A 22,987-nucleotide genomic window follows, 5' to 3' on the forward strand; every position below is an offset into this window, starting at 1 on the left:
TTCTATATGTATCTAGAAAATTTCCACCACTGATTTTATATGTCTATTTTTGTTATAGGCTTCTATTTATTAAGTAACCGCACTCCATTTTCAGAGCAATAAAAAAAGCAATCTCAAATTGAATTGAGATTGCTTAATCTATTTGCAAATTCAACTATGCCTTAGCATAATTGTCATCTCACTAAGTCGGAGATAAACGCTGAAAGAAATTAAACTAAATCTTCACCGAAGAATAAAGCGATTTCACGCTCAGCAGAAGCAAGTGAGTCAGAACCGTGGATGATGTTGTGAGAAACAGTTGTTGCGTAGTCACCACGGATTGTACCTGGGTTAGATTCTTCAGGTTTAGTTGCTCCCATCATTGTACGAGCAAGCTTAATTACGTTTTCGCCTTCCCATACCATAGCGAAAACAGGACCAGAAGTGATGAAATCAACTAATTCACCAAAGAATGGACGCTCAGCATGCTCAGCGTAGTGCTTTTCTGCTAATTCTGTAGGAATTACCATTAATTTAGCACCTTTCAATACAAAACCGCGACGCTCAAAACGATCTACGATATCTCCTACTACTTGACGTTCTACGCCATCCGGCTTAACCATTAAAAAAGTTTGTTCGATTGCCATGTTTAAAACACTCCTTAAATTCGTATAACAGGTTTTACACCTACCGATAAATATTAACAAAAAATCGGGCTTTGTACAACAAAAAGCTAGAATTTACGCTTACCCATAAATAAAGCAACATCACGTAATTTTTTCTTGACGGGATGTTTTGGTAATGCATCTATTTCCTGTAATGCCTTTTTCAAATATTTATCACTCATTTTATTAGCTTGCTCAATCGCGTCGGATTTACGCACATAGCGCAACATATTTTGACGTTCTACCTCTGTCAAAGTACCTGCAAACACTTTTACCAAATAAGGTTGCATTCCAGGATCATCTTTTAACAGTAGAATCGGTAATGTAATATTCCCCTGCAATAAATCACTACCGGCTGGCTTCCCTAATTCTTTATCTGTTGCCATTATGTCTAAAACATCATCGATAATTTGGAAGCTCATGCCTACAAAATAGCCGAAGCGTTTCAAATGTCTCACTGTTTTGGGATCGACACCTGCTGCTACTGCACCAAGTTCACAACTAGAAGAAATTAGTAATGCCGTCTTGCGTTTGATTCGTCTAAAATAATCCTTTAAGCCTTGATCTAGTCTAAATTTATCTTCGATTTGAATGACTTCACCGTTACAAATTTCCACCATCGTACGTGCTAAAATTTGATGAACTAATGGGTCTTCAAGCTTTGTAATATATTCAAGTGCACGCGCAAAAATAAAATCGCCCGTGTACATTGCAACTCTATTATTCCATTGTGATTTGACAGTCGGGCGTCCTCTTCGCATATTGGAATCATCAATTACATCATCATGCACAAGTGATGCCATATGAATAAGCTCTACTGGCACGGCTACATCCTTCATCTTTTCGATATTATAGTCGCCAAATTTCGCGCCAAGCAACACAAAAATTGGTCGTATCCGTTTACCACCAGCTTGCAATAAATGGAGAGAAGCATCATTGATTAAACCTGAAGAAGAGTTCACTGCTCTTTCTAATTCTTTTTCAATGATTTCGATATCTGATTTCAAATCGGAATAGAGTAGTTTTAACTTCATCTTTTCCACTTGTGAAAACCTTCCCCCATTAACGTACCTTTTTTAAGCCTATATGCATTGCCGCAGCACCGCCACTGTATGCTTTGTACGTTACTTTTTCTAAACCTGCCTGTTCAAACATTGCCGCTAACTTCTTCATACCTGGGAAATCATTTGCTGATTCCTGTAACCAAGAATATTCTTTAAAGCTTTTCGCAAATATTTTACCAAATACCGGCATTATATATTTAAAATAAAAACGGAATAATTGTCGATAGCCGGGAATTTCAGATTGAGATGTTTCTAAACAAACAACCATTCCCCCAGGTTTTACAACACGATTCATTTCTTTTAAAACTTGTAAATAATCTGGTACATTGCGAAGACCAAAACCAATTGTTACATAATCAAATGTATTGTCTGGGAAAGGTAATTCCATAGCATTTCCATGTATTAGTTCAATTTGTGGGTATGGCTTTACTTTTTGTTCGCCAACCTTCAGCATGTTTTTACTGAAGTCTACCCCTTTTACTTCTCCGCTTTCACCAACTGCTTCAGCTAAGGCAATTGTCCAATCTGCCGTACCACAGCAAACATCCAGTGCTTTCGCTCCAGGTTTTACTGCCATACGCTTCATCGTATCATTGCGCCAGCCAACATGCATCTGGAAGCTAATAACACCATTCATTTTGTCATAGCTTTGCGAAATACTTTCAAATACTTCGTGCACGTGCTCTTCTTTCGTTTTAGCCATTTCGAAAAACCTCTCTTATCCATTAGTAGAAGCAATGGATGCCTCTACATGCGCTTGTAGAGCTTGTTTCACATCACCTTGTAAAAATGATGCCTCTTCTATCACCTGTAACAGCTCTGTTTTTATTTGCACAATTTTGTCCTGTATAACGTTGCCATAGGTCACTCCAGCATATCTCGCACTTTCTTCAAGAACCCTACTCATTATCGTTACTTGTCCACGTTGATAAGTCGCCCATTCTCTTTCTAAACGCAAGATTAATAAGCTCTTCTCCACAATTGGAATATAGTTACTAAACGAATATAGCTCAAAAAATTTTGAGATTAATCCCGATTCAATGTTAGTAATTGAGGCATACCATTGTTCGAGTGTTCGTTTTTCTGCCTCATATACTTTAATTTGGTGTTCACAACGTTGCACAATCCCTTGCGACAAATTTCTAATCAATGCGACATTTCCCGACTTCGCTAAAATCTCATAATAACGACCACTATAAAAGTCCCCAGCTAAAACAGTTAGCTGCTGTTCTTTTGATGTGGCATCTAATTCTTTAATATGATCGTGCGCCGCTAAAGCTGCGTATACAATCCCAACCGTGATTGCAGCTTCTCTTTCCTCTTGTTGCCACTCTTCACCATTCAAAAAGGGAACTAACAAGTAAAATAATTGATTTTCATCGAGCACAGGCACTCCTGTGTATTTTTGCAAAGTTCTATGACGAACATCCATGAAAATCTCTGTTTTTAATTGTGCAATTGAATTTTGAATGTATGTTGCATTCATAGACCTTACTCCATTTCACTTTCAAATACGTTAGCCAATTCATGGATCTAACGCTTGCTTACTGAGTCATTATAGCACACGCGACGATTCGGAATAAAAAATTTTTGCTTTATTCAACATGATAGGCAGTAGAGCTTCTCAATCAAATATGCCTCGGCATAATTGATTCTAGAATCGGCTTTGTACTTAGTCCTGCACGAGGTCCAACACGATGTCGATCATTTCGGTAATACCACAGGGCGTGGTTTTTTACCGATGCAGGTCAGTTAGCCGTTATCACATGAATACGATGACCTTCGGGCTAACAGCCTGTATTGAACTCCATTCCGATTCCATGACATCCGCCGGAAGCTTTAACGTTTCTGTACCTGCCGTTGCACTTTCTCCAAAAGACATTTGAAGCTGACGCTTTGCTTTCGCTACAAAAAACATCTGCTGAAAGAAGTTAAAAACAGTTTTACACATTTAGTCGATTTATATGTGCATCACTAATTTGCCATCAACACAAAACCATTTTTAAAGCACTTTTGCCTATCATTGTTCTTCATTACTTTTTCGATTCGCTATTTATAACACCATGAGCTGTATGAATCTGTGCTTTTCCACGAATTTTCACGGCAGATGTATGTTCAGTAAATTGAGCAATCATAACTTCGCCTGCATCTAATTTTTCAGAATGATGGAACTTTGTATCTGTACCTCGCGTTAAACCGATTACATGCACGCCATCTTCCTCTGCTTGAATAACAATATAATCTTGTGACATTGTCTTTACACTCCTTAAATCCGACAAATTCTTAGTCCATCATAACATAATTAGACATGCATATTAAGACATTTGAATAAATGATAAAACTTCTCTACGTTTTACTTCATCTTCTTCGTAAATACCACGTGCAACCGATGTCACAGTTTTAGATCCCGGCTTCTTAAGCCCTCGCATCGTCATGCACATATGCTCCGCCTCAATCACTACATAAACACCTTTCGGAGAGAGCATTTCCATAATTGTCTCTGCTACTGAAGAGGTAATACGTTCTTGTAATTGCGGACGACGAGCAATAGTTTCTACTGCGCGTCCTAATTTACTTAGTCCAGCAACAATGCCATCGTTTGGTATGTATGCGACATGCGCTTTTCCGTAAAAAGGTACTAGATGATGCTCACACATCGAATAAAACGGAATGTCCTTTACAAGTACTAATTCCTCATGGTCTTCATGAAACACTGTTTTAAAATAATCTTTTGCGTCTTCATGTAAGCCACTAAACATTTCTGCATACATTTTTGCTACACGTTTTGGTGTATCGAGTAAACCTTCACGATTTACATCTTCGCCTACCGCCTCTAATATCATTTTTACTGCTTCTTCTATTTTCAATAAATCAACATTCGACATCCGTAAAAACCCTCCTGCGTATCAATACATTACACATTTCCTTATGCATCGTAGCATATCCAAAAGGTAAGCGCAAAATGACTTACTTGATTCAAAAGAAATTCAACACTATATAAGCAAAATCGCTACTTCACACTTACTAATCAGTAGTATATTTTGTAAATTTTAGCTCATCACAAGGACGTCAGGCTGACCATCCCAACAGGGCGCTTCTTTCTTGAGGAGTCGTGGTGACAGTTTTATTCTGCGAAAGGTCATGACAAATATGATGATTTTAGCATTCGTCCCCTACTCGCTAGCGTTCCAGTGACGGTGACCCTCTAATGGAGATGCCCTATCTCCACCCCAACCAACTAAATATATCTACAAGTTTCAAAAATAAATCTCGACTTTCATCGATATATCTAAATTGTGCATAGGAAATCTATATTGCTTACACTGACGTTTATGTCATCTTTCTATGTACAGTTAACTATGCAACACTCGCTGAAATAAGTTAAAAAGAGCAGCCTCCATGTTCGTATACATGAAGACTGCTCTATGTAACTACTAGACGTGTATTATTTTACAGCATCTTTAAGCGCTTTACCTGGTTTGAAAGCAGGTACTTTGCTAGCAGCGATTTCGATTTCTTTACCAGTTTGTGGGTTACGACCTTTACGAGCCGCACGTTCACGTACTTCAAAGTTACCAAAACCAATTAATTGTACTTTGTCACCCTTTGCAAGAGCATCTTGAATTGTATCAAATACAGCTTCAACTGCTTTAGAAGCGTCTTTTTTAGAAAGACCTGCAGCTTCAGCAACAGAGTTTACTAATTCTGTTTTATTCACACCATTCACCTCCTCTCAAAGGGTCATGAACCAATTCTGTAAAAAGATTAACACATAGAAAACCGCTACGCAACTGTATTCATTCATGATTATAACCAAAAAATTAGTTTTTCACCCAAAAAACAAAAATAACAGGACTTTTCGCATAAAAACGAAAAGACCTGTAGTATTTTTTTGCGCTTTATTTTTCTTTTTATCACTACAAAATAAATGTAACTAATCCTCTATCGCCTTCGTTCACCATACGTTCAATTGTTTGTCGCATCCGTTTTTTAGCTGTATTTGGAACTGCATCCATTTTATAGCGTATTCCTTCTTTTAACACTTCATGTAATGGAGTTCCAAAAAGCTGCGTGTTCCATAAAGCTTCACGATCATGTAAATAAGCATGATTTAAATCCTTAAGCAATTGTTGACTATGGAATTCTGAGCCTATTAGTGGCGCGAATTCTGATTCCATATCTACACGAATAATATGATATGATGGCGCTTTTGCCTTCATACGCACACCATAAAAATTATTTTGTTTAATGAGTTCTGGAGCTGTTGGCTCAAACTCCTGCATCATCGGCAATGTTACACCATAACCAGTCGAATCTGCTTGACTAATAGCAGTTTTAAAGCGTTTTTGTGCCTCTTTTGCTTCTGCCGCCTCTTTAATAAAGAGTAGCCAATCACGCTTCGTCTCAATTGGTTCATCTAGCCATTCATTACACACCGACTTATATAGCTCGCCTTGTAATGATACTCGAATGACCGCAGTTCCAATACCAGCATCCACATGTACCACTTCACTTTGATCAATAAAATCAATAGCTTTAAAAGCATCTGACGCCTGCTGCACGTCTCTAATTTTCATAATAGATGACAGCACTTCTTCCATCGAATCGATTAGTGCAACATTTAATGGGTGTGTTGCATCTAAAACATCTAACCAATCTGGTTTTTCCACCTCAATTGTTCGAATTGGAAATTCAAATAATGCTTCTTGCAAAATATACTGAATATCAGATGCGCGCATTTGATCAATCGAAATAGCAATTACTGGAACATTATAGCGCTCAAATAACTCATTTCGGAGCTGCACCGTTTCCTCCCGCGCCGGCATTTGGCAATTTAATACAATAACAAAAGGTTTTCCAATATCCATTAATTGCTCTACGATTTCCTCTTCAGCCTTCTCTGCCGCACGACGACTTATACCATTGACCGTGCCATCTGTTGTTACAACAATTCCAATATTGGCATGGTCACGAATTACTTTATCCGTACCTATTTTCGCCGCTTCTTGGAAAGGGATAGGCTCTGTATGCCAAGGTGTATGCACAAATTTCGGACCATTTTCATCCTCATAGCCCTTTGTACCGTCAATGACATAACCAACGCAATCTGCTAAACGAATTTGGAATGTCATTTCATCTTCACCGACCGCAATACGTGTTGCTTGGGCAGGCACAAACTTCGGCTCAGCAGTCATAATGACTGGCCCCGGCGAGCTTTGTGGCAACTCGTCTTGTGCTCGCATTCTTTCTGTATCATCCACAATATTTGGTAACACGACCGATTCCATAACCTTTTTTACAAATGTTGATTTACCTACACGTACTGGACCGACAACACCAATATAAACATCGCCATTTGTGCGCTCTGCAATTTCTCTAAATACTGCTTCACTCAAGGTTTCTGCCTCCTTTATCTACGCTTTTTCACTATATGCGAGCGGTTAGATAAATATGAAAAGCCCCTCACAAATGTAAGGAGCTTGTTGACTAATCTTTTTTATTTTTGGATTCATACTCTTGAATTAATTTTTCTCTAGCTTTTTTTGCGTCACTATTATAGGCGTCCATATAATAAATCGGCTCACCTTTTTCATCTACTGTATATGGTAAAGAATAAGCTGGCACTACTGGATATTTATCGATAAGTAGCTGACGAATATCATCTCCAGGTTTTACATCAGGCTTATCTTCTTTTAGTAGTTGCCCTAAATCAACTGAATAGTCGACATGCATTTCGCCATCGCCTGTCATAAATATTGGTAATTCGGTACCAGAATAGGGGCTCTTCACAGTTACTTCTGTTTTATAGCCCAATTTTTCAAAGTTAATTTTAAATACATTATCAGAATCTACACCCTTTATTGGTAAATATTCGGTTGAAAGTTTGCGAATATTAATTTCACGAATTCGCTCTGCGGCATTTAAATCTACCAATTTTACTTTAGCTTCATTCTCAGGATCCCAAATAATATACTGGAAAATCCCACCCTTTTCATAGGCGTTCCCAGGAATTTGCGCAAGATATTTAGGCATTAGTTTTTCAAAATCAATTAAATATTTTATATATATATCTGTATCTAACTCGCTATTTTTAATTGGAACTAGTCCACCAGTTGCTTCACGATATTCATCAACCGCACGCTGAACCGCAGCTAAATTATCAGCATCCGGCACTACTTTTGCCCTTTTCTCGTCTTCTGGATATGCACAACCTACTAGAAGTACAGCGGTTACAATTACCAAAAGAAAAGCACTTAGTTTTTTCATGTCACTTCCACCTCATCATTTTTATGCTGGCCATGTGGCTACAATTAGAACCATTAAAAATGTGCCAAGTCCAAACAGTATGTATGCAATTAAATTTACGATTGTACGTAAAAAAACGTTCGAAATCTTATTACGACCGAGATAAATTAAACCTATAGATATAATCAAAAAGCCAATACAATAAAACGATACCCACATTACATCAAGCGCAGGTAAATGTGCTAACGGACCCATTTAAAACAACCACCTTTCTACAACGTCACGAAACAATCAAAATATATTATACTATGTGCTTTCACTAAAAAGAAATAGTTGTCCAATAACTATCAATCAATTATACCTCGGCATAATTGTGTCCGTAATCGGCTTTTGGGCCAACAAATGTTTTCTGTGCGAAAGCGCAGTGCTAACAAGCGTCAGCAAAGGTTTTTGCCTGTGCGAAAGCGAAGCGTCAGCAACAACATGATGTTGGACACTCAGTCATTGCCACAGGACGTGGCGTTTCTTAGACTGAGTTCCTTTATGTCAGCGGGTGTTTGGATACCTGCTGAAAAGCAGCTTAAAGACCGCATCACACCACCGCCTATAGAGGTAGGAGACTTTTTCTAGAAGTTAAATGGACAACCTTTATTAAATAATTAATTAAAAGCACACAATAAGGCGTCTCAGATATTCTCTGAGACACCTTATTTATGTCCATTTTATGACATAACTAATCAAATAGATTAGGTATGTCGATTAACCTTATTTATCCATTTTCATTAATTTAGTATATCATGTCATCGATTTCTCGCTTTTTCATACGCATCATTAATGTATCAACCGCTATTTTAGGTTCGATAGTATTAAATAGAACACTATAAAGCTCCGCTGTGATCGGCATAGCAACGTTATATTTCTCTGCTAGCTGATAGGCCGCTTTTGTTGTGCGTACTCCCTCAACAACCATGCCCATTTGATCGAGTACCTCTGGTAGTTTCATTCCTTGCCCCAATAAATTACCTGCGCGCCAATTACGAGAGTGTACACTTGTACATGTTACAATTAAGTCCCCCATGCCTGAAAGTCCTGAAAATGTGAATGGATTCCCTCCCATTTCAACACCAAGACGTGAAATTTCAGCTAAACCTCGAGTAATAAGTGCCGCTTTGGCATTATCACCATAATTTAAGCCGTCTGAAATACCTGCCGCTAATGCTATTACGTTTTTTAATGCGCCACCTATTTCTACGCCAATCACATCTTTGCTTGTGTAGACACGGAAATATTGATTCATAAATAAATCTTGCACTTTTTCTGCGGCTTCAATGTTTGCACAAGCTGCTGTGACCGTTGTCGGGTGGTGTAAGACAACTTCCTCTGCATGACTTGGACCCGAAAGTACAACAACTTCTTCTACAAATTTTGCAGGTAGACTTTCTTCTAAAATTTCCGAAATTCGTTTTAATGTATCGGGTTCAATTCCCTTCGATACATGCACAAACAGTATTTTTTTATCGAGTGTTACGCACATTTTTTCACATACTTCTCGAATAGCCTTAGTTGGCACTGCTACGATAATTGTTTCCGAATGGTCAACTGCCTTAGCAATATCACTTGTCGCATACAAATTTGTCGGCAGTACAGTTTCAGGCAAATACTTTCTATTAGTATGCAGGTTGTTAATTTCTTCAGCTTGATCTGTTCGATGAGTCCAAAGAAGTGTATCATGCCCATTTTCTGCAAGTACCATCGCAAGTGCTGTCCCCCACGAGCCTGCCCCTAACACACAAACTTTTTCCATTCAAAATCCTCCCTTGTTAAGAAAAGACAATTCACTCTTATTAGTTACGAAAAATGCTAGAGAAAATTATACTTTCCTCTCTTGTAAAAAGACGCCACCCAACAATATTGTCGGGCTGGCGTATTGTATGTGTATATTTTTCCTAAGCACGTGCACGGGTAATTAATCGAATTGGCGTTCCTTCAAAATCAAATGTTTCTCGGATACGGTTTTCTAAAAATCGTTCATAAGAGAAATGCATTAGCTCTGGTTCATTAACAAACACCACAAACGTCGGGGGCTGGATCGCAACTTGGGTAGCATAGTAGATGCGAAGACGGCGGCCTTTATCAGTTGGTGCAGGGTTACGTGCTACAGAATCCTCAATCACCTCATTAAGGATAGATGATTGAATTCGCATTGCGTGGTTTTCACTTACACGTTGTATAATCGGTAAAATTTGATGTACACGCTGCTTTGTATTAGCCGATACAAAAATAATCGGTGCATAGTCTAAGAATAAGAAATGCTCACGAATTTGTTGTGTAAAGACGTTCATTGTTTTTTCGTCTTTTTCAATAGCATCCCATTTATTAACTACGATGACAACAGCTTTTCCTGCTTCATGCGCGTAGCCTGCAATTTTTTTATCTTGTTCTTGAATACCTTCTTCCACATTTAGAACGACTAAAACAACATCAGAGCGTTCAATTGCTCGTAACGCACGCAATACAGAGTATTTCTCTGTCGTTTCGTATACTTTCCCTTTTTTTCGCATACCTGCCGTATCAATAATGACATATTCCTGATCATCATACTCATACGGCGTGTCAATAGCATCTCGAGTAGTCCCCGCGATATTACTCACAATAACGCGATCTTGGCCTAAAAATGCATTTACTAATGAAGATTTCCCCACATTTGGACGACCAATTAACGAGAATTTAATAACCTCGTCTCCATATTGCTCTTCATCTTCATTAGGGAAATGATTAGCACATTCGTCCAATAAATCCCCTAAGCCTAAGCCGTGAGAACCAGAAATTGGCCAAGGCTCACCAAAGCCAAGCGCATAGAAATCATAAATCATTTCGCGCATGTCCGGGTTATCAATTTTATTAACTGCTAAAACGACCGGTTTTTTTGTTTTGTATAAAATTTTAGCTACTTGCTCATCAGCAGCTGTTACACCTTCACGACCATTCGTCATAAAGATAATAACGTCCGCTTCATCAATGGCGATTTCCGCTTGTTGACGAATTTGTTCTAAAAACGGCTCGTCCCCAATCTCAATACCACCTGTATCAATAATATTAAAGTCATGTGTTAACCACTCTGCCGAACTATAAATACGGTCGCGTGTAACGCCTGGAATATCTTCCACAATCGAAACACGTTCTCCAACGATACGATTAAAAATCGTCGACTTACCTACGTTCGGACGACCTACGATGGCTACTACTGGTTTCGTCATCTGTACTTCATCCTTCCAACTTCTTGTCTTTCGCTATTATACACGAAAAATGCCATTATATCATATCATATCCATGAATGTGCGCGCTATGTACCGTTCTTTCCGTCTATTTAGAAATTTTTATATCATTTCGGCTGAGCTATTTGAATGTTCGATGTGATGTAATCATCTTCGAGTCTGATTTATTGTATCCGTTTTACTTTGATTGTTCTTTCCGTCGCTTTGGCTTTTCTAGCCATTTCCTCCATAAAAAAGCGAGGACACAAACTGTATCCTCGCTTGTCATGTTTATTTAAAGTTTTTCAGCTTATCGCCAATGACATCACCGAAAGAGAAACCTGTGTTTTCTTCTGGTAATTCATAGTCGATTACTTCCTCTGCTTCAGGATTTTCAAGTAAATCTTTAATGCTTAATGCTAAGCGGCCATCTTCAGCATTTACGTCAAGCACTTTCACCTGTACCTCTTGTCCTTCTTTTAAAGCTTCATGAGGCGTATTAATGTGCTTATGCGCGATTTGCGAAATATGCACTAAACCTTCTACACCTGGGAAAACTTCCACAAATGCTCCGAAAGAAGTAAGACGTTTTACTTTTCCATCTAACACTGTACCTTTAGCTGCACGCTCTTCAATGTTCGACCAAGGACCAGGAATCGTTTCTTTAATAGATAACGAAATACGCTCATTTGCTGGGTCTACAGAAAGGACTTTCACCTTCACCTCTTGTCCTTCTGATAAAACCTCACTCACATCACTCACATGCTCATGAGACACTTGTGAAATATGCACAAGGCCATCAATACCACCAAGGTCAATAAAGGCACCAAATGATGCAATACGCTGTACTTTACCGTCTAAAACATCGCCAGTTTTAATTTGGTTAATAACATCTTTCTTTTGAGAAGCTTTTTCAGCTTCCACTACAGCACGATGTGATAAAATCAAGCGATTTTTTTCTTTATCAAGCTCAACAATTTTAAAGTTAAGAGACTTACCTTTATAGTCTTCAAAATCATCAACAAAGTAGTCTTCTACTAGGGATGCTGGAACGAAGCCACGTACTCCTAAATCTACGACAAGACCACCCTTAACAATATCTTTTACTTCCGCTTCGAAAATTTCCTCAGCGTTGAATTTTTGCTCGAGTGTATCCCATGCTTTTAAAGCATCTACTTTACGTTTTGATAATACATAGTTTTCTTCTTCAACTTTTGTAATCATCAATTCCAACTCATCTCCGACAGAGATGGCGTCAGACGCTTTTTCAATGTGTAAGCTTGATAACTCACTTATCGGTACAATACCGTCAAATGGTGCACCCGGGATTGAAACAGTTACCGCTTTTTCATCAACCTGCTCAGCAATACCCTTGACGATATCACCTTCGTTAAACGTTTGTTCTACATTGTTCATTTCTTCAGACATATGTAACCCTCCTTCGCATCTTCCCTTACTATTTTATTCGATATTGAAGACAAAGACAAAAATAAATCCTTTAAATTCAAAAAATGTCTGAAATTTTTGGATTTACAGCATTTTTTCTTGCGCTAATTTTAAAATGGCCTGTGCTGCATCATCAATTGACAATGCTGTCGTGTCTAAAAATATGGCATCTTCTGCTTGAATTAGTGGTGATGCTTCACGCTCGCTATCCATTTTATCGCGCAGGGCAATTTCTTCTTGAAGCTTTTCAACGGTAGATTCAATTCCTCGCTTTTGATTGTCAATAAAACGACGTCTTGCTCTCTCTTCTACAGTTGCAGACATAAATATTTTTAGTTCTGCATTTTTTAATACATGCGTAGCAATATCGCGCCCATCCATCACTACACCGCCATTAGCTGCAAGCTTTTGTTGCTGCTTTACTAATAGTTCGCGTATTTTAGCATGAGCTGCTACTTGTGAAACAGATGAAGTTACCTCATTTGATCGAATTTCAGCAGAAACATTCTTTCCATCTAAAAAGACTAATTGTCCTTGAGAAGAAGGCTTTAAGTCAATTGTGCTAGATGCAAGCATTTCTGCTAATTTTGTTTCATCATCTAAATGTATGTTTTGTTGCATTGCTTTATACGTGACAGCACGATACATAGCACCTGTATCGATATAAGTAAATTTAAGTGCCTCTGCAACGATTTTTGCGATTGTGCTTTTCCCAGCGCCAGCAGGTCCGTCAATCGCAATTTGAATGTTTTTCTTCATATTTCCCCCTACTTTCTATCACACCATATTGTATCATAAAAAAGCCCTCTTCAAGGAGAGGGCTTTCTAAAATCTAATTACTACTCGAGTTGAAGGTGTGTAAACTTCCTATCAATTATTCCTCGGCATAATTACTTTGTGATTTGTCCTGCACGAGGGACGACTGATATCGGTCAGTTCGGTAAAAATGCCACAGGACGTGGCGTTCTTAGACCGAGTTCCTCTATTTCAGCGGGTTTTTGGACATCCGCTGAAAAGCAACTTAAATCTGCATTCATCTCACTGATCAATTAATAAGCGAAAAAATCAATCATCAAAAGGATTTATTTCTTTACGACGATTCACTAACTGACGTTCAAAGCAGAAACGAACAATATGCTGTTGGTCTACATCATCAGTATCTGATAGTTGTATAGTGGCCATTTTTTGGACATCTTTTTCGAATATACGAACAACCGTCGCATCCGTAATCACGTATTTAACATCTCCGTTGGCATATGGTAAAACGATTGTTAACTGAACATCATCACCAGCTTGAAATTTAATTGCCCCTTTCAAGAGAACTGCCAGACCACCTGCGCTAATATCCGTTGTTACTAGCTGATATTTGGCATCTTGAAACTGTATCGCTATATCTACAGGCGTTTCCACACGTACATATTCACGACGCTGAATTTTAATAAAGTCATCTTCCATTGGACAATGCAACATAATCATAGGAATGTTACCAGCTTTACGCCCAACCACTTCAGTACTAAAAGCAAATGATTGCTTATCATCCGTGCGAAAAGTTGCTCTAAACTCAGATCCATCTATTAAAAAAGCTGTTTTGTTTGTGGCAACATTTATTGGATAATCGATGTAAATAATATTTTCAGTTTGTTCTACAACTTTACAGCGAAATTTTTCAACACTCTCTGTATAAGTTGGTTCAAGTTCTAATTGAGTACCAATTTTTATTTCCATGAGCATCTCCTCGAACACAAATATACTTTATTATCGCATGAGATGCCCATTCTGGCTATATAAAAACTGGTAGTTTTTTCTTATGTTACGTTAAATATTCCACTTTCAAAACATTGTGATTTTCTGCGTCAATAACAATTCTGAACGTTTCTTGCGTATTTTTATCACGTACCGCAATTACCTCATAACAAAGGCGCTGTTCAAATTGACCATTATCTGTATAAATTTTTCTTACTTCTTCTACTTTCACGTCGGCATCAAAGAAAGTTTTCCAATCAATTGGTTTTGCTGTTTGTTGCTTAATCGTCTCTTCCTGAATATATTCCATCGCATTTGCACCAAGTAACTCGCCTGTATCCTTAGCAAGTTTTAATTGCACCCCATCCGCATAAACCAATGCATTATCACCAGGGTGAACCCGCGCAAATGTCACATGCCATGCTTGATGATTTTCACGAGTTTCCACAAACGCAACGTCATTCATTCCAAGTCGCTTTACATATTCTTCAGCTTTTTTCATAATTTCATCCTGCGATACCCTAGCTTCATCTACCGGACGTTCCACTAAGTAGGAAATTAAATGCCCACCCTTTTCTGTTAGATCGACATATCCTAAACGAATGCCTTGGTGGAATTGGATGTGATAAAACGGATATGGTGCAGTATCGCTACTTTTTGTAACAGTAAATGTTGCATCTTTTATGATAGGGAATAATTGTTTTACTTTTTCCAATGCTTCTTTTTCAGTAATGACTGAGTCTTGTAATGCTTTAAGCTCTATTTTTTTCTGCCAATCCGATTCACTTAATGTAAGCGGGAAATCTTTTTCGCCGTAATCCTTTAATGTCTTTTGTACATTATCAAATGTTGTATTAGGGTTCTTCGTATCTACTTGTCGTAACCAGACATCCATTTTACCGTTATTTTTATAAAAATCTACTGTTGCAGCTGACCACTCATCTGAAAGTGATTGTAAATTTGTAGAGACTTGTGGCATTTTTTCTCGCCAAGCTTGGTAATCACCTGTTTTAGATGTTTTCTTAGCCTCATCTCCTAGGCGCCCTAGGTAACTTAGCCAGTCGTTCGACATTTCTTGCCCGATAGGAATATTCGACATAGAAGATCGAACGTCAGAGCTTAGTCGCCAAACAGAATCTAACTCATTGTGAATCGCTTGATCATCTCGAAACAATAGAGATTGTGAAACAGCTCTTTGTAGATGCGATAATTTCTCAGATGCATCCGTTAAATTATCCGTGTACTGAGCTAGCACAGTACGTTGTAAACTTGCATTTTTTCCGTGCATATTAATGCTATATGCCCCTAAGCCAATAACTGCCGCAGTGAGTATAACGAGCATAGTTCTCATTTTTTTCCTCCTTTCTTATGAACAGAAAATGTGTTCTCCAATTCGTTTAATTTGAGCTCGTGACCAAATCCACTTACTTGTAGCTGTTTTCGGATTAAAATAATAAAGTGCATTTTCTGAAGGATCCCATCCATTCATAGCATCAAGAACCGCTTCTTTTGCACGTTCATTTGGTTCAAGCCAAATTTGTCCATCTGCCACCGCAGTAAACGCTAGCGGTTGGAAAATAATACCTGAAATAGTATTTGGGAATTCAGGACTTTCCAAACGATTTAAAATAACAGCTGCTACAGCCACTTGACCTTCATAAGGTTCTCCCCTAGCTTCACCATAAACCGCATTCGCCATTAACTGTACATCTCTGTCAGTATACTTTGGAGGTAGTTGAGTTTTAGTCCCATTATTATTACTACTACCACTACTTTTACCGCCACCTCCACCGCCGCCAGTGTTTGTTTTCACTTGCTGTTCAAGTGGCGTACCACCATAATAGGTGAATTGATTTCCTGCATTTAATTGCGCTTTGACCCATCCTTCATCGTAATCTGAATAACCTGATAAAGTTTTTTTAGTTTTAGCACCGGCTATTCCATCTACTGGTAAACCATATTTCTCTTGGAAAATTCGTAAAGCCCAATATGTGTTATAGCCAAATTTGCCATCAATTTTACTTTTATAAAACCCTAAGTATTGTAGCCTTGCCTGTAGCTCAATTACATCATCTCCATAAGCACCACGAGAAATCTGTTGCTCGGTAAATGCAATGGCGTCATTTTGCGGAATAGCGAATATACTAATCCCCAACATCAAAGCAAAAATTATGCTTACTAAACGCACTATCATCACTCCTTTTTTTCATAGCTTGAAACAAACGACACTTTTTATACATTTAAAAAATAGAAAAGCGCAGAAATCTTTTTTAGATTTCTACGCTTTATATTTTTTTATGCATATGCAAATGTTGTACTAGGTGATAGTGAGCAAGCTTGACTTTTCGTAGCCCAAACCACCACAAAAATAGCATAAAAGGTATCATTAAATATACCCAATAGCCTTTAAATGACAAAATTGTATTATATAAAATGTGTAATACTACCGGTGCACAAAGCGCCATAGCAATCATTTCTTTCGTCTTTGCAAACTTTGAAAACTTGGCACGTCCATAATAATAGCCCATTACAACACCGAACAAAGCATGACTCGATACAGGTAATAATGCACGCATAAAAGCAGTATCTAAACCGAAAGAAAATAAATAAAGCACATTTTCAATCGTGGCAAAACCAAGAGATATGCTTGCACCATACAGTATGCCATCATAAGGATCATCGAATTCTACATGATTGTAGATTGCGATTAACAGAATAAACCATTTAAAAAACTCTTCAACTACACTCGAAAAAACTACATCTTGTAGATAAAGATATCGAAAGACCCCTTCCTCTGTTAGTACATATTGTAAGAACAAGATTGGGAACGTTAAAAATGCGCCATACAAAAACGTTTGAAGTAAGGTTCTTCTTGGCTCCGTTGCCATCTGATTGCGCAAATAAAAGTAACTAAAAAGCGCTAAACCGGGAGCAATGGCAGCTGATAATAAGATGATCATGATGCCGGCCCCTTTCAAAAATCAATTTCACCTTGACATAATGATGTTAAAATTTTAAAATTCGTGACATCCTTCTGACTTTCCCAACAATGTTTTTTATACGAAAGTGAAGCGTCCGCCTCACAATGTTGGTTAACTTTAGCATTTTTGCAGGATGTAAAATTTCATAGCCTATGTTTATTTATTCTGTCGGTTATTGGACAAAAAGTATATCGTATGTCATAGGCGGAAAACTATTGTGACATTTTCCGACAAAAAACATCTGTTACATGAAGATAAACTGCTATTATTATACCATGTTATGACACAAAACTTTTTAAAAGGAGATATTATTTTTTATGAAAAAAACAATTTTATTAATTCATACAGGTGGAACAATATCTATGGCGATGAGCGATGAAGGTGCCGTTATGCCTAACAAGGAAAATCCTCTTATGAAGGAAAGTAGTAAACTTGATGCGCTCGCAACAATTATTGAAATGGAGGCATTTAACCTCCCATCACCACATATTACTCAAAAAGAAATGCTTAAATTACGTAATCTTATTATCGAAAAAGTTGCAGAGGAGAAAATTGATGGCGTTGTCATCACCCATGGTACTGATACATTAGAAGAAACAGCATACTTTTTAGAGTTAACGACTGATTTATCAATTCCTATTGTTTTAACAGGTGCCATGCGCTCCTCAAACGAACTTGGTGCAGATGGTGTTTATAATTTAGTAGAAGCCGTTCGTGTAGCTGTAGATGAAGAAGCTCGCGAGAAAGGTGTTCTCGTTGCCATGAATGACGAAGTCCACCTTGCTGTTAATACTACAAAAACAAGCACTAGTTCAGTAAATACCTTCCAGTCACCTCAGTATGGCCCGATCGGACTTATTACAAAATCAAGAATTTTATTTCATCATGCTCCTATCGGCCGTCAATATGTAGATATTGATGGATTATCAAAACGAGTAGCCATGCTGAAAGTGTACGCTGGCATGGAGGCTGATTTACTTGATGTAGTATTAGCATGTAAATATGATGGCGTTGTATTAGAAGGCCTTGGACAAGGCAACGTCCCTCCATCAGTAGTGAAAGGTATTGAAAGTCTTATAGAGCGCGGTATTCCAGTTATACTCGTATCCCGCTGTTTTAATGGTATCGCAGAAGGTGTCTACGGCTATGATGGTGGTGGCAAAATGCTCGAAGATCTAGGAGCTATATTTGCAACCGGCATTAATGGTCAAAAGGCTCGATTAAAATTATTAATTGGGCTCAATAAAGTTGGAGCGCCTATTGATTTAAAAGAATTTTTCATGTAAGGCTAATGTATTCGATATTCACGTTGGCTTATGCATCTATAATTTGCTTATCATAACCTAAAATATTATGTAACCGATCGATTGCTATAAAAATCCGGCTGAATAACTGACAGCTGTACGATTTTTCTTCGACGTAAGTATTGGCTATCCGCATGAACATAAAAACCATTTAAATTTAAATCTCTCTGCAGATTTGCTAAATCCTTAGGAAGCTGTAAAGTGATGAGCATAGTTGAAACGTGATAGTGCATGAATGATAGCTGCTGCAATGTTATCAATTATGCCTCGGCATAATTGCGTCCGGAATCGACTTTGTGCTTAGGCCTGCAGATGCTTTTTGTGCGAAAGCGCAGTGCTAACGTAGCGTCAGCAACACGAGGGCCGACACGATGTCGGTCATTGCGGTAATGCCACAGGACGTGGCGTTTTTACCGATGCAGGTCAGTTAGCCGTTATCGCATGGATGCGATAACGGCTAACATCCCCTAAGAACTCATTTCAGATTCCGTGACATCCGCCGGAAGCTTTAACTGTCCATATCTTTTTGGAAAGGCTTGTAATGCTGCAACAAAAAGCACCTTTTCCAATCACACTACCTGCATTTCTAGTCCCTAGGTTTTTACTTCTTTCTTCCTGTAAATTAACACCATATACTTTTCCAACAAAACAGGCCCTCATAAAGTTCCCTACAAAATAACTTATCAACCAATATAATTCAATCATTCCTTCACACCTTTTTTATCAACTTCGATTTGATTAGAGAAATTACTTATCATCATCATAACGTGGGGGTGATTTCCGTTTCTGGTGGGCCTTTCATAGGGAGCGTTGGATGAGCCACCTCTATCTATATCCGTCACTTCGGCTCCTCTTTCCGAAAAAAAGCTGTATAAGCAGCTTACTTGCCTATACAGCTCCTATTGCTATTTTTCTTTTTCTACAATTGTCTTCGCAATACAATCGCCATGGAAACGACCATTTTCAATAAAAATTTCATTGGCATTATTTCCAGCTGCAATAACTCCTGCAATGAATAATCCTTCTACATTTGTTTCCATAGTTTCTGGATTAAAGAACGGACGACCCGTTTCATCATCAATAGAGACACCCATTGCTCGAATAAATGAATGATCAGGATGATAGCCTGTCATCGCAAAAACAAAATCATTTTTTATAGTTTTCTTGCTGCCATCAATTTCTACTACGACCTCCTGCTCACGGATTTCCAGTATATTTGTATTGAAATGCATTTGGACTTCATCATTTCGTACTAGTCCTTCAAATTCTGGTAAAACCCATGGCTTGATGCTAGGTGAATACTCACTACCACGATAGGCAACAGTAACGCGAGCTCCTGCCTTATTCAACTCAAGCGCTGCATCTACTGCCGAATTTTTTCCGCCTATTACAAGAACATCAGTATCAAAAAATTCATGTCCCTCTTTAAAGTAATGGTAGACTTTCGGTAATTTCTCACCTGGAATGTTTAAATAATTTGGATGGTCATAGTAGCCTGTTGCAATCACAACATAAGCTGTTGTATAAACTTCTTTATCTGTCGTTACTGTAAACATCTCTCCATTTTTCACAACGCTATCTACTTTCTCGAAGCGATTTACTTGGATATCCTTCAAACGCACAACTTCTCGATAATAAACAAGTGCTTGGTTTCGCTTTGGTTTACGTCCTTCAATAATAAAAGGGACATCGCCGATAGCTAGTCGTTCACTCGTACTAAAAAAAGTTTGATGTGTAGGGTAATTATAAATCGCATTTACGATATTTCCTTTTTCAATGACAATTGGCTTTAAACCAATATTTTGCAAGGCTATTGCTGCTGCTAAACCACATGGGCCTCCTCCAACAATAATTGCATCTACTTGCTGCATTTCTTGACACTCCTATCAACTTTGTATTAGCAATATACTAATACTTTACTTTTAACTTCTTTCAGCAAATATCTTTTGTAGCGAAAGCGAAGCGACAGCAACACATGACTCAGTGACCAACTTCATGTTGTTGCTGTCGCTACGTTAGCACTGCGCTTTCGCACAGAAAACATTTGTTGGCCTAAAGCCTCCGGCGGATGTCACGGAAATCGGAAAGGAGTTCTGAGGGGATGTTAGCCTAAAACCATCGCATCCATGCGATAACGGCTAACTGACCTGCATCGATAAAAACGCCACGTCCTGTGGCATTACCGAAATGACCGACATCGTGTCGGCCCTCGTGTTGCTGACGCTACGTTAGCACTGCGCTTTTGCACAAAAAACATCTGCAGTCCTATGCACAAAGCCGATTCCGGACGCAATTATGCCGAGGCATAATTGATTAATCGGGCTTTTACTGAATAAATCCTTATCGCTTCCATTATACGCCTTCTAACGACTTTTGGTTGTTTATTTATCCGAAACTTCAATGTCAATAATATGACACTGCGGTCTCGCACCAAGTCGGAAAGGTAATAATGTAGTACCGTAGCCGTTGCTTACTAACGTCATCACACCTTCACGCTCTCGATATGAGCCTTTAGGATGCACCCCATATGGGCCAAGTCTAATTTGACCACCGTGTAAATGCCCGCCCATCATTAAATCTGCTTTAAATTTTGCACGGACTTCTGCAAAAACACCAGGGTTATGTGCGATGAAAACAACTAAGTCTTTCTCTTCAACCTTTGCAAATGCTTCATCAAACCTACTTTTCATTATAGACGTGTCTTCAATTGCATTAAGCCAAAAGCGGTTTTTTTTAGGGAGTAATACAGCATCATTGGCAATAATCTGAACACCATGGTCCTGTAAAATACTTCGAAATTGCTCTTCGCCTACTTCTCTGTCATTATTACCCCATATAAAATAAGTTGGTCCTAAAGGCGTTAATAAATTTAGGTTGTCATGAATACGTTGAATAGGTGTACGTCCATCTGCAAAATCTCCACCAATAATAACAGCATCAAATGGACCATCTAACTGCTCAATCATCTGTCGGTTAATTTTGCGTAAATGGGTATCCGAGATAAAAAATAATCGGATCTTTTCCTGTTCACCCTTTAATTGCAATTGATGATGTAAAACATTATTTTCATGTGCAACCTTCAACATATAAAGTCCGAACGCGATGACTACTAAAACAAATAGTCCAAAATAAATCATTCTTCCACTTCTCCCTACGAAAACAAAAAGACGATTCATTTAAAATAAAGAATCGCCTTTTCACTAAATAAGACGTACGCCTTAACCATATTTGGTGTTAACGTTTGTCCATTATTTTATACTCGAAAAACATCATTGCCAAAGAATGACATCTGTTTTTTTATGGTAACTTAATCACTTGCCCAACTGATATATTATTAGAAGACATACCGTTGGCTGCACGGATTTTCGCTAGTGTTGCTTCACTGCCATCACCGTAGTGATTCAATGCAATACGATATAGGTTTTCATTTGTTTTTACAGTATGTGTACTTGCTTTTGCAGATTGTTTTGCTTCTTCTGCTTTTCGTGCTTCCTCAGCCTTACGTGCTTGTTCAGCTTTTCTATCCGCTTCGGCTTGTGCTCTTCTAGCTTCATCGGCTTTTCTAGCTTCCTCTGCATTCTTAGCTACTTCGGCTTTTCTAGCTTCTTCTGCATTCTTGGCTGCTTCGGCTTTTTTCGCTTCCTCTGCTGCCTTCTGTTCTGCTGCTAATTTTTCAGTGTCTTTCTTAGACGTTCCCTTTTCTTTGTCTGCTTTATCGCCATCTTTGTTTTTGTCAGTTGACACAGGTACAGTTTTATTCCCCGAATTGTCAATTTCTACAATTTCCTCTGAAGAATTTTTTTCAGCCTCTTCAATCGTTGATCCAGGTTCATAGAATTTTAAGAAATAGACTAATATTGATAATGGAATTAAGATAAAAATCACAAAAAGAATCGTCATTAATGGCGTTTTTCGTTTTGTATTTTTTGGCTTTTTATTATTACTTCCATTTTTATTCATTCTTGCAACTCTAGATAAAGCTTCCTGTTCTTTTTGTTCTTCTTCAAAAGATTGACGATGTTCTTCGATTTTATCGCGATAATCTTCTTTACTCATTCGTCTTTCCTCCAACCTCACTACGCTTTCTATCATTCTATTATGACGAATTTTGCGAAAAAAGTAAATGACCGTAAATTATAGTCTAAAAAGGGTTTATCACCATAGCTTGGGGTCGATCCGTTCCGACTGGACACTTTCCGGAGGACATCCGCTGAGCCACTTCTCTCGCAAGACTTGCCCTGTGTCACATCTGTGGCGCTTATCCAAGCGGCCGCCCAGTAGAAACAAAGATCAACTTATATGCAT

General features: G+C 38.3%; 25 protein-coding genes. 1 reads left to right on the forward strand and 24 read right to left on the reverse strand.

From position 1 onward, the window contains the following. Positions 1–209 precede the first annotated feature (209 nt). From ndk to prsW, 19 genes are all read right to left on the reverse strand, one after another. The gene (ndk, locus tag ACQKN4_RS06210) at positions 210–626 is read right to left on the reverse strand and encodes a nucleoside-diphosphate kinase (RefSeq protein WP_079559912.1); all 417 of its coding nucleotides are present in this window, start codon (positions 624–626) and stop codon (positions 210–212) included. Between the two features lie 86 nt (positions 627–712). Next, on the reverse strand, positions 713–1,687 hold the full coding sequence (hepT, locus tag ACQKN4_RS06215) for a heptaprenyl diphosphate synthase component II (RefSeq protein WP_427482860.1): 975 nt from the start codon (positions 1,685–1,687) through the stop codon (positions 713–715). Positions 1,688–1,706: 19 nt separating this feature from the next. Further along, a complete protein-coding gene (locus tag ACQKN4_RS06220; protein ID WP_079559910.1) occupies positions 1,707–2,411 on the reverse strand; it encodes a demethylmenaquinone methyltransferase in 705 nt (234 codons plus the stop codon). Between the two features lie 15 nt (positions 2,412–2,426). Next, entirely contained in the window at positions 2,427–3,194 is a 768-nt protein-coding gene (locus ACQKN4_RS06225) for a heptaprenyl diphosphate synthase component 1 (protein ID WP_427482862.1), read from the reverse strand. A 276-nt stretch (positions 3,195–3,470) separates the two neighbouring features. After that, positions 3,471–3,659 (reverse strand): hypothetical protein, encoded by a 189-nt coding sequence (locus ACQKN4_RS06230; RefSeq protein ID WP_427482864.1) that lies wholly within the window; start codon positions 3,657–3,659, stop codon positions 3,471–3,473. 82 nt (positions 3,660–3,741) lie between these two features. Continuing rightward, positions 3,742–3,960 (reverse strand): trp RNA-binding attenuation protein MtrB, encoded by a 219-nt coding sequence (gene mtrB / locus ACQKN4_RS06235; RefSeq protein ID WP_079559907.1) that lies wholly within the window; start codon positions 3,958–3,960, stop codon positions 3,742–3,744. 63 nt (positions 3,961–4,023) lie between these two features. Continuing rightward, the gene (gene folE / locus ACQKN4_RS06240; RefSeq protein WP_079559906.1) at positions 4,024–4,593 is read right to left on the reverse strand and encodes a GTP cyclohydrolase I FolE; all 570 of its coding nucleotides are present in this window, start codon (positions 4,591–4,593) and stop codon (positions 4,024–4,026) included. Positions 4,594–5,153: 560 nt separating this feature from the next. After that, positions 5,154–5,426 carry an HU family DNA-binding protein gene (locus tag ACQKN4_RS06245; RefSeq protein WP_004232618.1) on the reverse strand — a complete coding sequence of 91 codons (273 nt, stop codon included), beginning with the start codon at positions 5,424–5,426 and terminating at the stop codon, positions 5,154–5,156. Positions 5,427–5,625: 199 nt separating this feature from the next. Beyond that, entirely contained in the window at positions 5,626–7,104 is a 1,479-nt protein-coding gene (gene spoIVA, locus ACQKN4_RS06250; protein ID WP_079559905.1) for a stage IV sporulation protein A, read from the reverse strand. A gap of 91 nt (positions 7,105–7,195) precedes the next feature. Then, entirely contained in the window at positions 7,196–7,975 is a 780-nt protein-coding gene (locus ACQKN4_RS06255; protein WP_079559904.1) for a hypothetical protein, read from the reverse strand. Between the two features lie 21 nt (positions 7,976–7,996). Next, the gene (locus ACQKN4_RS06260; protein WP_079559903.1) at positions 7,997–8,209 is read right to left on the reverse strand and encodes a DUF2768 domain-containing protein; all 213 of its coding nucleotides are present in this window, start codon (positions 8,207–8,209) and stop codon (positions 7,997–7,999) included. Positions 8,210–8,741: 532 nt separating this feature from the next. Further along, positions 8,742–9,758, reverse strand: coding sequence for an NAD(P)H-dependent glycerol-3-phosphate dehydrogenase (locus ACQKN4_RS06265; protein WP_079559902.1), 1,017 nt, complete (start codon positions 9,756–9,758; stop codon positions 8,742–8,744). A gap of 142 nt (positions 9,759–9,900) precedes the next feature. Further along, entirely contained in the window at positions 9,901–11,211 is a 1,311-nt protein-coding gene (gene der, locus ACQKN4_RS06270) for a ribosome biogenesis GTPase Der (protein ID WP_079559901.1), read from the reverse strand. A gap of 288 nt (positions 11,212–11,499) precedes the next feature. Further along, positions 11,500–12,636: a 30S ribosomal protein S1 gene (rpsA, locus tag ACQKN4_RS06275; protein ID WP_079559900.1), complete on the reverse strand. Its 1,137-nt coding sequence runs from the start codon at positions 12,634–12,636 to the stop codon at positions 11,500–11,502. A gap of 102 nt (positions 12,637–12,738) precedes the next feature. Continuing rightward, entirely contained in the window at positions 12,739–13,413 is a 675-nt protein-coding gene (cmk, locus tag ACQKN4_RS06280) for a (d)CMP kinase (RefSeq protein WP_079559899.1), read from the reverse strand. A gap of 306 nt (positions 13,414–13,719) precedes the next feature. Beyond that, positions 13,720–14,379: a flagellar brake protein gene (locus ACQKN4_RS06285; protein WP_427482869.1), complete on the reverse strand. Its 660-nt coding sequence runs from the start codon at positions 14,377–14,379 to the stop codon at positions 13,720–13,722. A gap of 85 nt (positions 14,380–14,464) precedes the next feature. Next, positions 14,465–15,748 (reverse strand): PepSY1/2 domain-containing protein, encoded by a 1,284-nt coding sequence (locus ACQKN4_RS06290; protein WP_079559897.1) that lies wholly within the window; start codon positions 15,746–15,748, stop codon positions 14,465–14,467. A 15-nt stretch (positions 15,749–15,763) separates the two neighbouring features. After that, positions 15,764–16,585: a spore cortex-lytic enzyme gene (gene sleB / locus ACQKN4_RS06295; protein WP_079559896.1), complete on the reverse strand. Its 822-nt coding sequence runs from the start codon at positions 16,583–16,585 to the stop codon at positions 15,764–15,766. A gap of 97 nt (positions 16,586–16,682) precedes the next feature. Then, a complete protein-coding gene (gene prsW / locus ACQKN4_RS06300) occupies positions 16,683–17,357 on the reverse strand; it encodes a glutamic-type intramembrane protease PrsW (RefSeq protein ID WP_079559895.1) in 675 nt (224 codons plus the stop codon). 338 nt (positions 17,358–17,695) lie between these two features. Here prsW and ACQKN4_RS06305 point away from each other — a divergent pair, with 338 nt between their 5' ends. Further along, on the forward strand, positions 17,696–18,664 hold the full coding sequence (locus tag ACQKN4_RS06305) for an asparaginase (RefSeq protein WP_427482872.1): 969 nt from the start codon (positions 17,696–17,698) through the stop codon (positions 18,662–18,664). Between the two features lie 65 nt (positions 18,665–18,729). On the opposite strand, the gene ACQKN4_RS06310 is transcribed toward ACQKN4_RS06305, so the two are convergent. From ACQKN4_RS06310 to ACQKN4_RS06330, 5 genes are all read right to left on the reverse strand, one after another. Then, complete coding sequence (locus ACQKN4_RS06310) at positions 18,730–18,942, reverse strand: hypothetical protein (RefSeq protein ID WP_427482874.1); 213 nt, start codon at positions 18,940–18,942, stop codon at positions 18,730–18,732. 220 nt (positions 18,943–19,162) lie between these two features. Then, the gene (locus ACQKN4_RS06315) at positions 19,163–19,387 is read right to left on the reverse strand and encodes a glycerol-3-phosphate acyltransferase (protein WP_427482876.1); all 225 of its coding nucleotides are present in this window, start codon (positions 19,385–19,387) and stop codon (positions 19,163–19,165) included. A gap of 200 nt (positions 19,388–19,587) precedes the next feature. Further along, on the reverse strand, positions 19,588–20,553 hold the full coding sequence (locus tag ACQKN4_RS06320; protein ID WP_427482878.1) for a YpdA family putative bacillithiol disulfide reductase: 966 nt from the start codon (positions 20,551–20,553) through the stop codon (positions 19,588–19,590). Between the two features lie 510 nt (positions 20,554–21,063). Further along, on the reverse strand, positions 21,064–21,819 hold the full coding sequence (locus tag ACQKN4_RS06325; RefSeq protein ID WP_079559891.1) for a metallophosphoesterase: 756 nt from the start codon (positions 21,817–21,819) through the stop codon (positions 21,064–21,066). 160 nt (positions 21,820–21,979) lie between these two features. Then, positions 21,980–22,738, reverse strand: a complete 759-nt coding sequence (locus ACQKN4_RS06330; protein ID WP_079559890.1) for a LysM peptidoglycan-binding domain-containing protein — start codon at positions 22,736–22,738, stop codon at positions 21,980–21,982. Between the last annotated feature and the right edge of the window lie 249 nt (positions 22,739–22,987).

The organism is Lysinibacillus sp. NPDC093692, from assembly GCF_050280125.1.
GTDB lineage: Bacteria > Bacillota > Bacilli > Bacillales_A > Planococcaceae > Lysinibacillus.

Bases quoted from the DNA above. Each gene is read 5' to 3' on its own strand.
- ndk (WP_079559912.1), bottom strand. From the start codon at position 626: ATGGCAATCGAACAAACTTTTTTAATGGTTAAGCCGGATGGCGTAGAA.
- ACQKN4_RS06220 (WP_079559910.1), bottom strand. From the start codon at position 2,411: ATGGCTAAAACGAAAGAAGAGCACGTGCACGAAGTATTTGAAAGTATT.
- ACQKN4_RS06225 (WP_427482862.1), bottom strand. From the start codon at position 3,194: ATGAATGCAACATACATTCAAAATTCAATTGCACAATTAAAAACAGAG.
- ACQKN4_RS06230 (WP_427482864.1), bottom strand. From the start codon at position 3,659: ATGTGTAAAACTGTTTTTAACTTCTTTCAGCAGATGTTTTTTGTAGCG.
- mtrB (WP_079559907.1), bottom strand. From the start codon at position 3,960: ATGTCACAAGATTATATTGTTATTCAAGCAGAGGAAGATGGCGTGCAT.
- folE (WP_079559906.1), bottom strand. From the start codon at position 4,593: ATGTCGAATGTTGATTTATTGAAAATAGAAGAAGCAGTAAAAATGATA.
- ACQKN4_RS06255 (WP_079559904.1), bottom strand. From the start codon at position 7,975: ATGAAAAAACTAAGTGCTTTTCTTTTGGTAATTGTAACCGCTGTACTT.
- ACQKN4_RS06260 (WP_079559903.1), bottom strand. From the start codon at position 8,209: ATGGGTCCGTTAGCACATTTACCTGCGCTTGATGTAATGTGGGTATCG.
- ACQKN4_RS06265 (WP_079559902.1), bottom strand. From the start codon at position 9,758: ATGGAAAAAGTTTGTGTGTTAGGGGCAGGCTCGTGGGGGACAGCACTT.
- der (WP_079559901.1), bottom strand. From the start codon at position 11,211: ATGACGAAACCAGTAGTAGCCATCGTAGGTCGTCCGAACGTAGGTAAG.
- rpsA (WP_079559900.1), bottom strand. From the start codon at position 12,636: ATGTCTGAAGAAATGAACAATGTAGAACAAACGTTTAACGAAGGTGAT.
- cmk (WP_079559899.1), bottom strand. From the start codon at position 13,413: ATGAAGAAAAACATTCAAATTGCGATTGACGGACCTGCTGGCGCTGGG.
- ACQKN4_RS06285 (WP_427482869.1), bottom strand. From the start codon at position 14,379: ATGGAAATAAAAATTGGTACTCAATTAGAACTTGAACCAACTTATACA.
- ACQKN4_RS06290 (WP_079559897.1), bottom strand. From the start codon at position 15,748: ATGAGAACTATGCTCGTTATACTCACTGCGGCAGTTATTGGCTTAGGG.
- prsW (WP_079559895.1), bottom strand. From the start codon at position 17,357: ATGATCATCTTATTATCAGCTGCCATTGCTCCCGGTTTAGCGCTTTTT.
- ACQKN4_RS06305 (WP_427482872.1), top strand. From the start codon at position 17,696: ATGAAAAAAACAATTTTATTAATTCATACAGGTGGAACAATATCTATG.
- ACQKN4_RS06315 (WP_427482876.1), bottom strand. From the start codon at position 19,387: ATGATTGAATTATATTGGTTGATAAGTTATTTTGTAGGGAACTTTATG.
- ACQKN4_RS06320 (WP_427482878.1), bottom strand. From the start codon at position 20,553: ATGCAGCAAGTAGATGCAATTATTGTTGGAGGAGGCCCATGTGGTTTA.
- ACQKN4_RS06325 (WP_079559891.1), bottom strand. From the start codon at position 21,819: ATGATTTATTTTGGACTATTTGTTTTAGTAGTCATCGCGTTCGGACTT.
- ACQKN4_RS06330 (WP_079559890.1), bottom strand. From the start codon at position 22,738: ATGAGTAAAGAAGATTATCGCGATAAAATCGAAGAACATCGTCAATCT.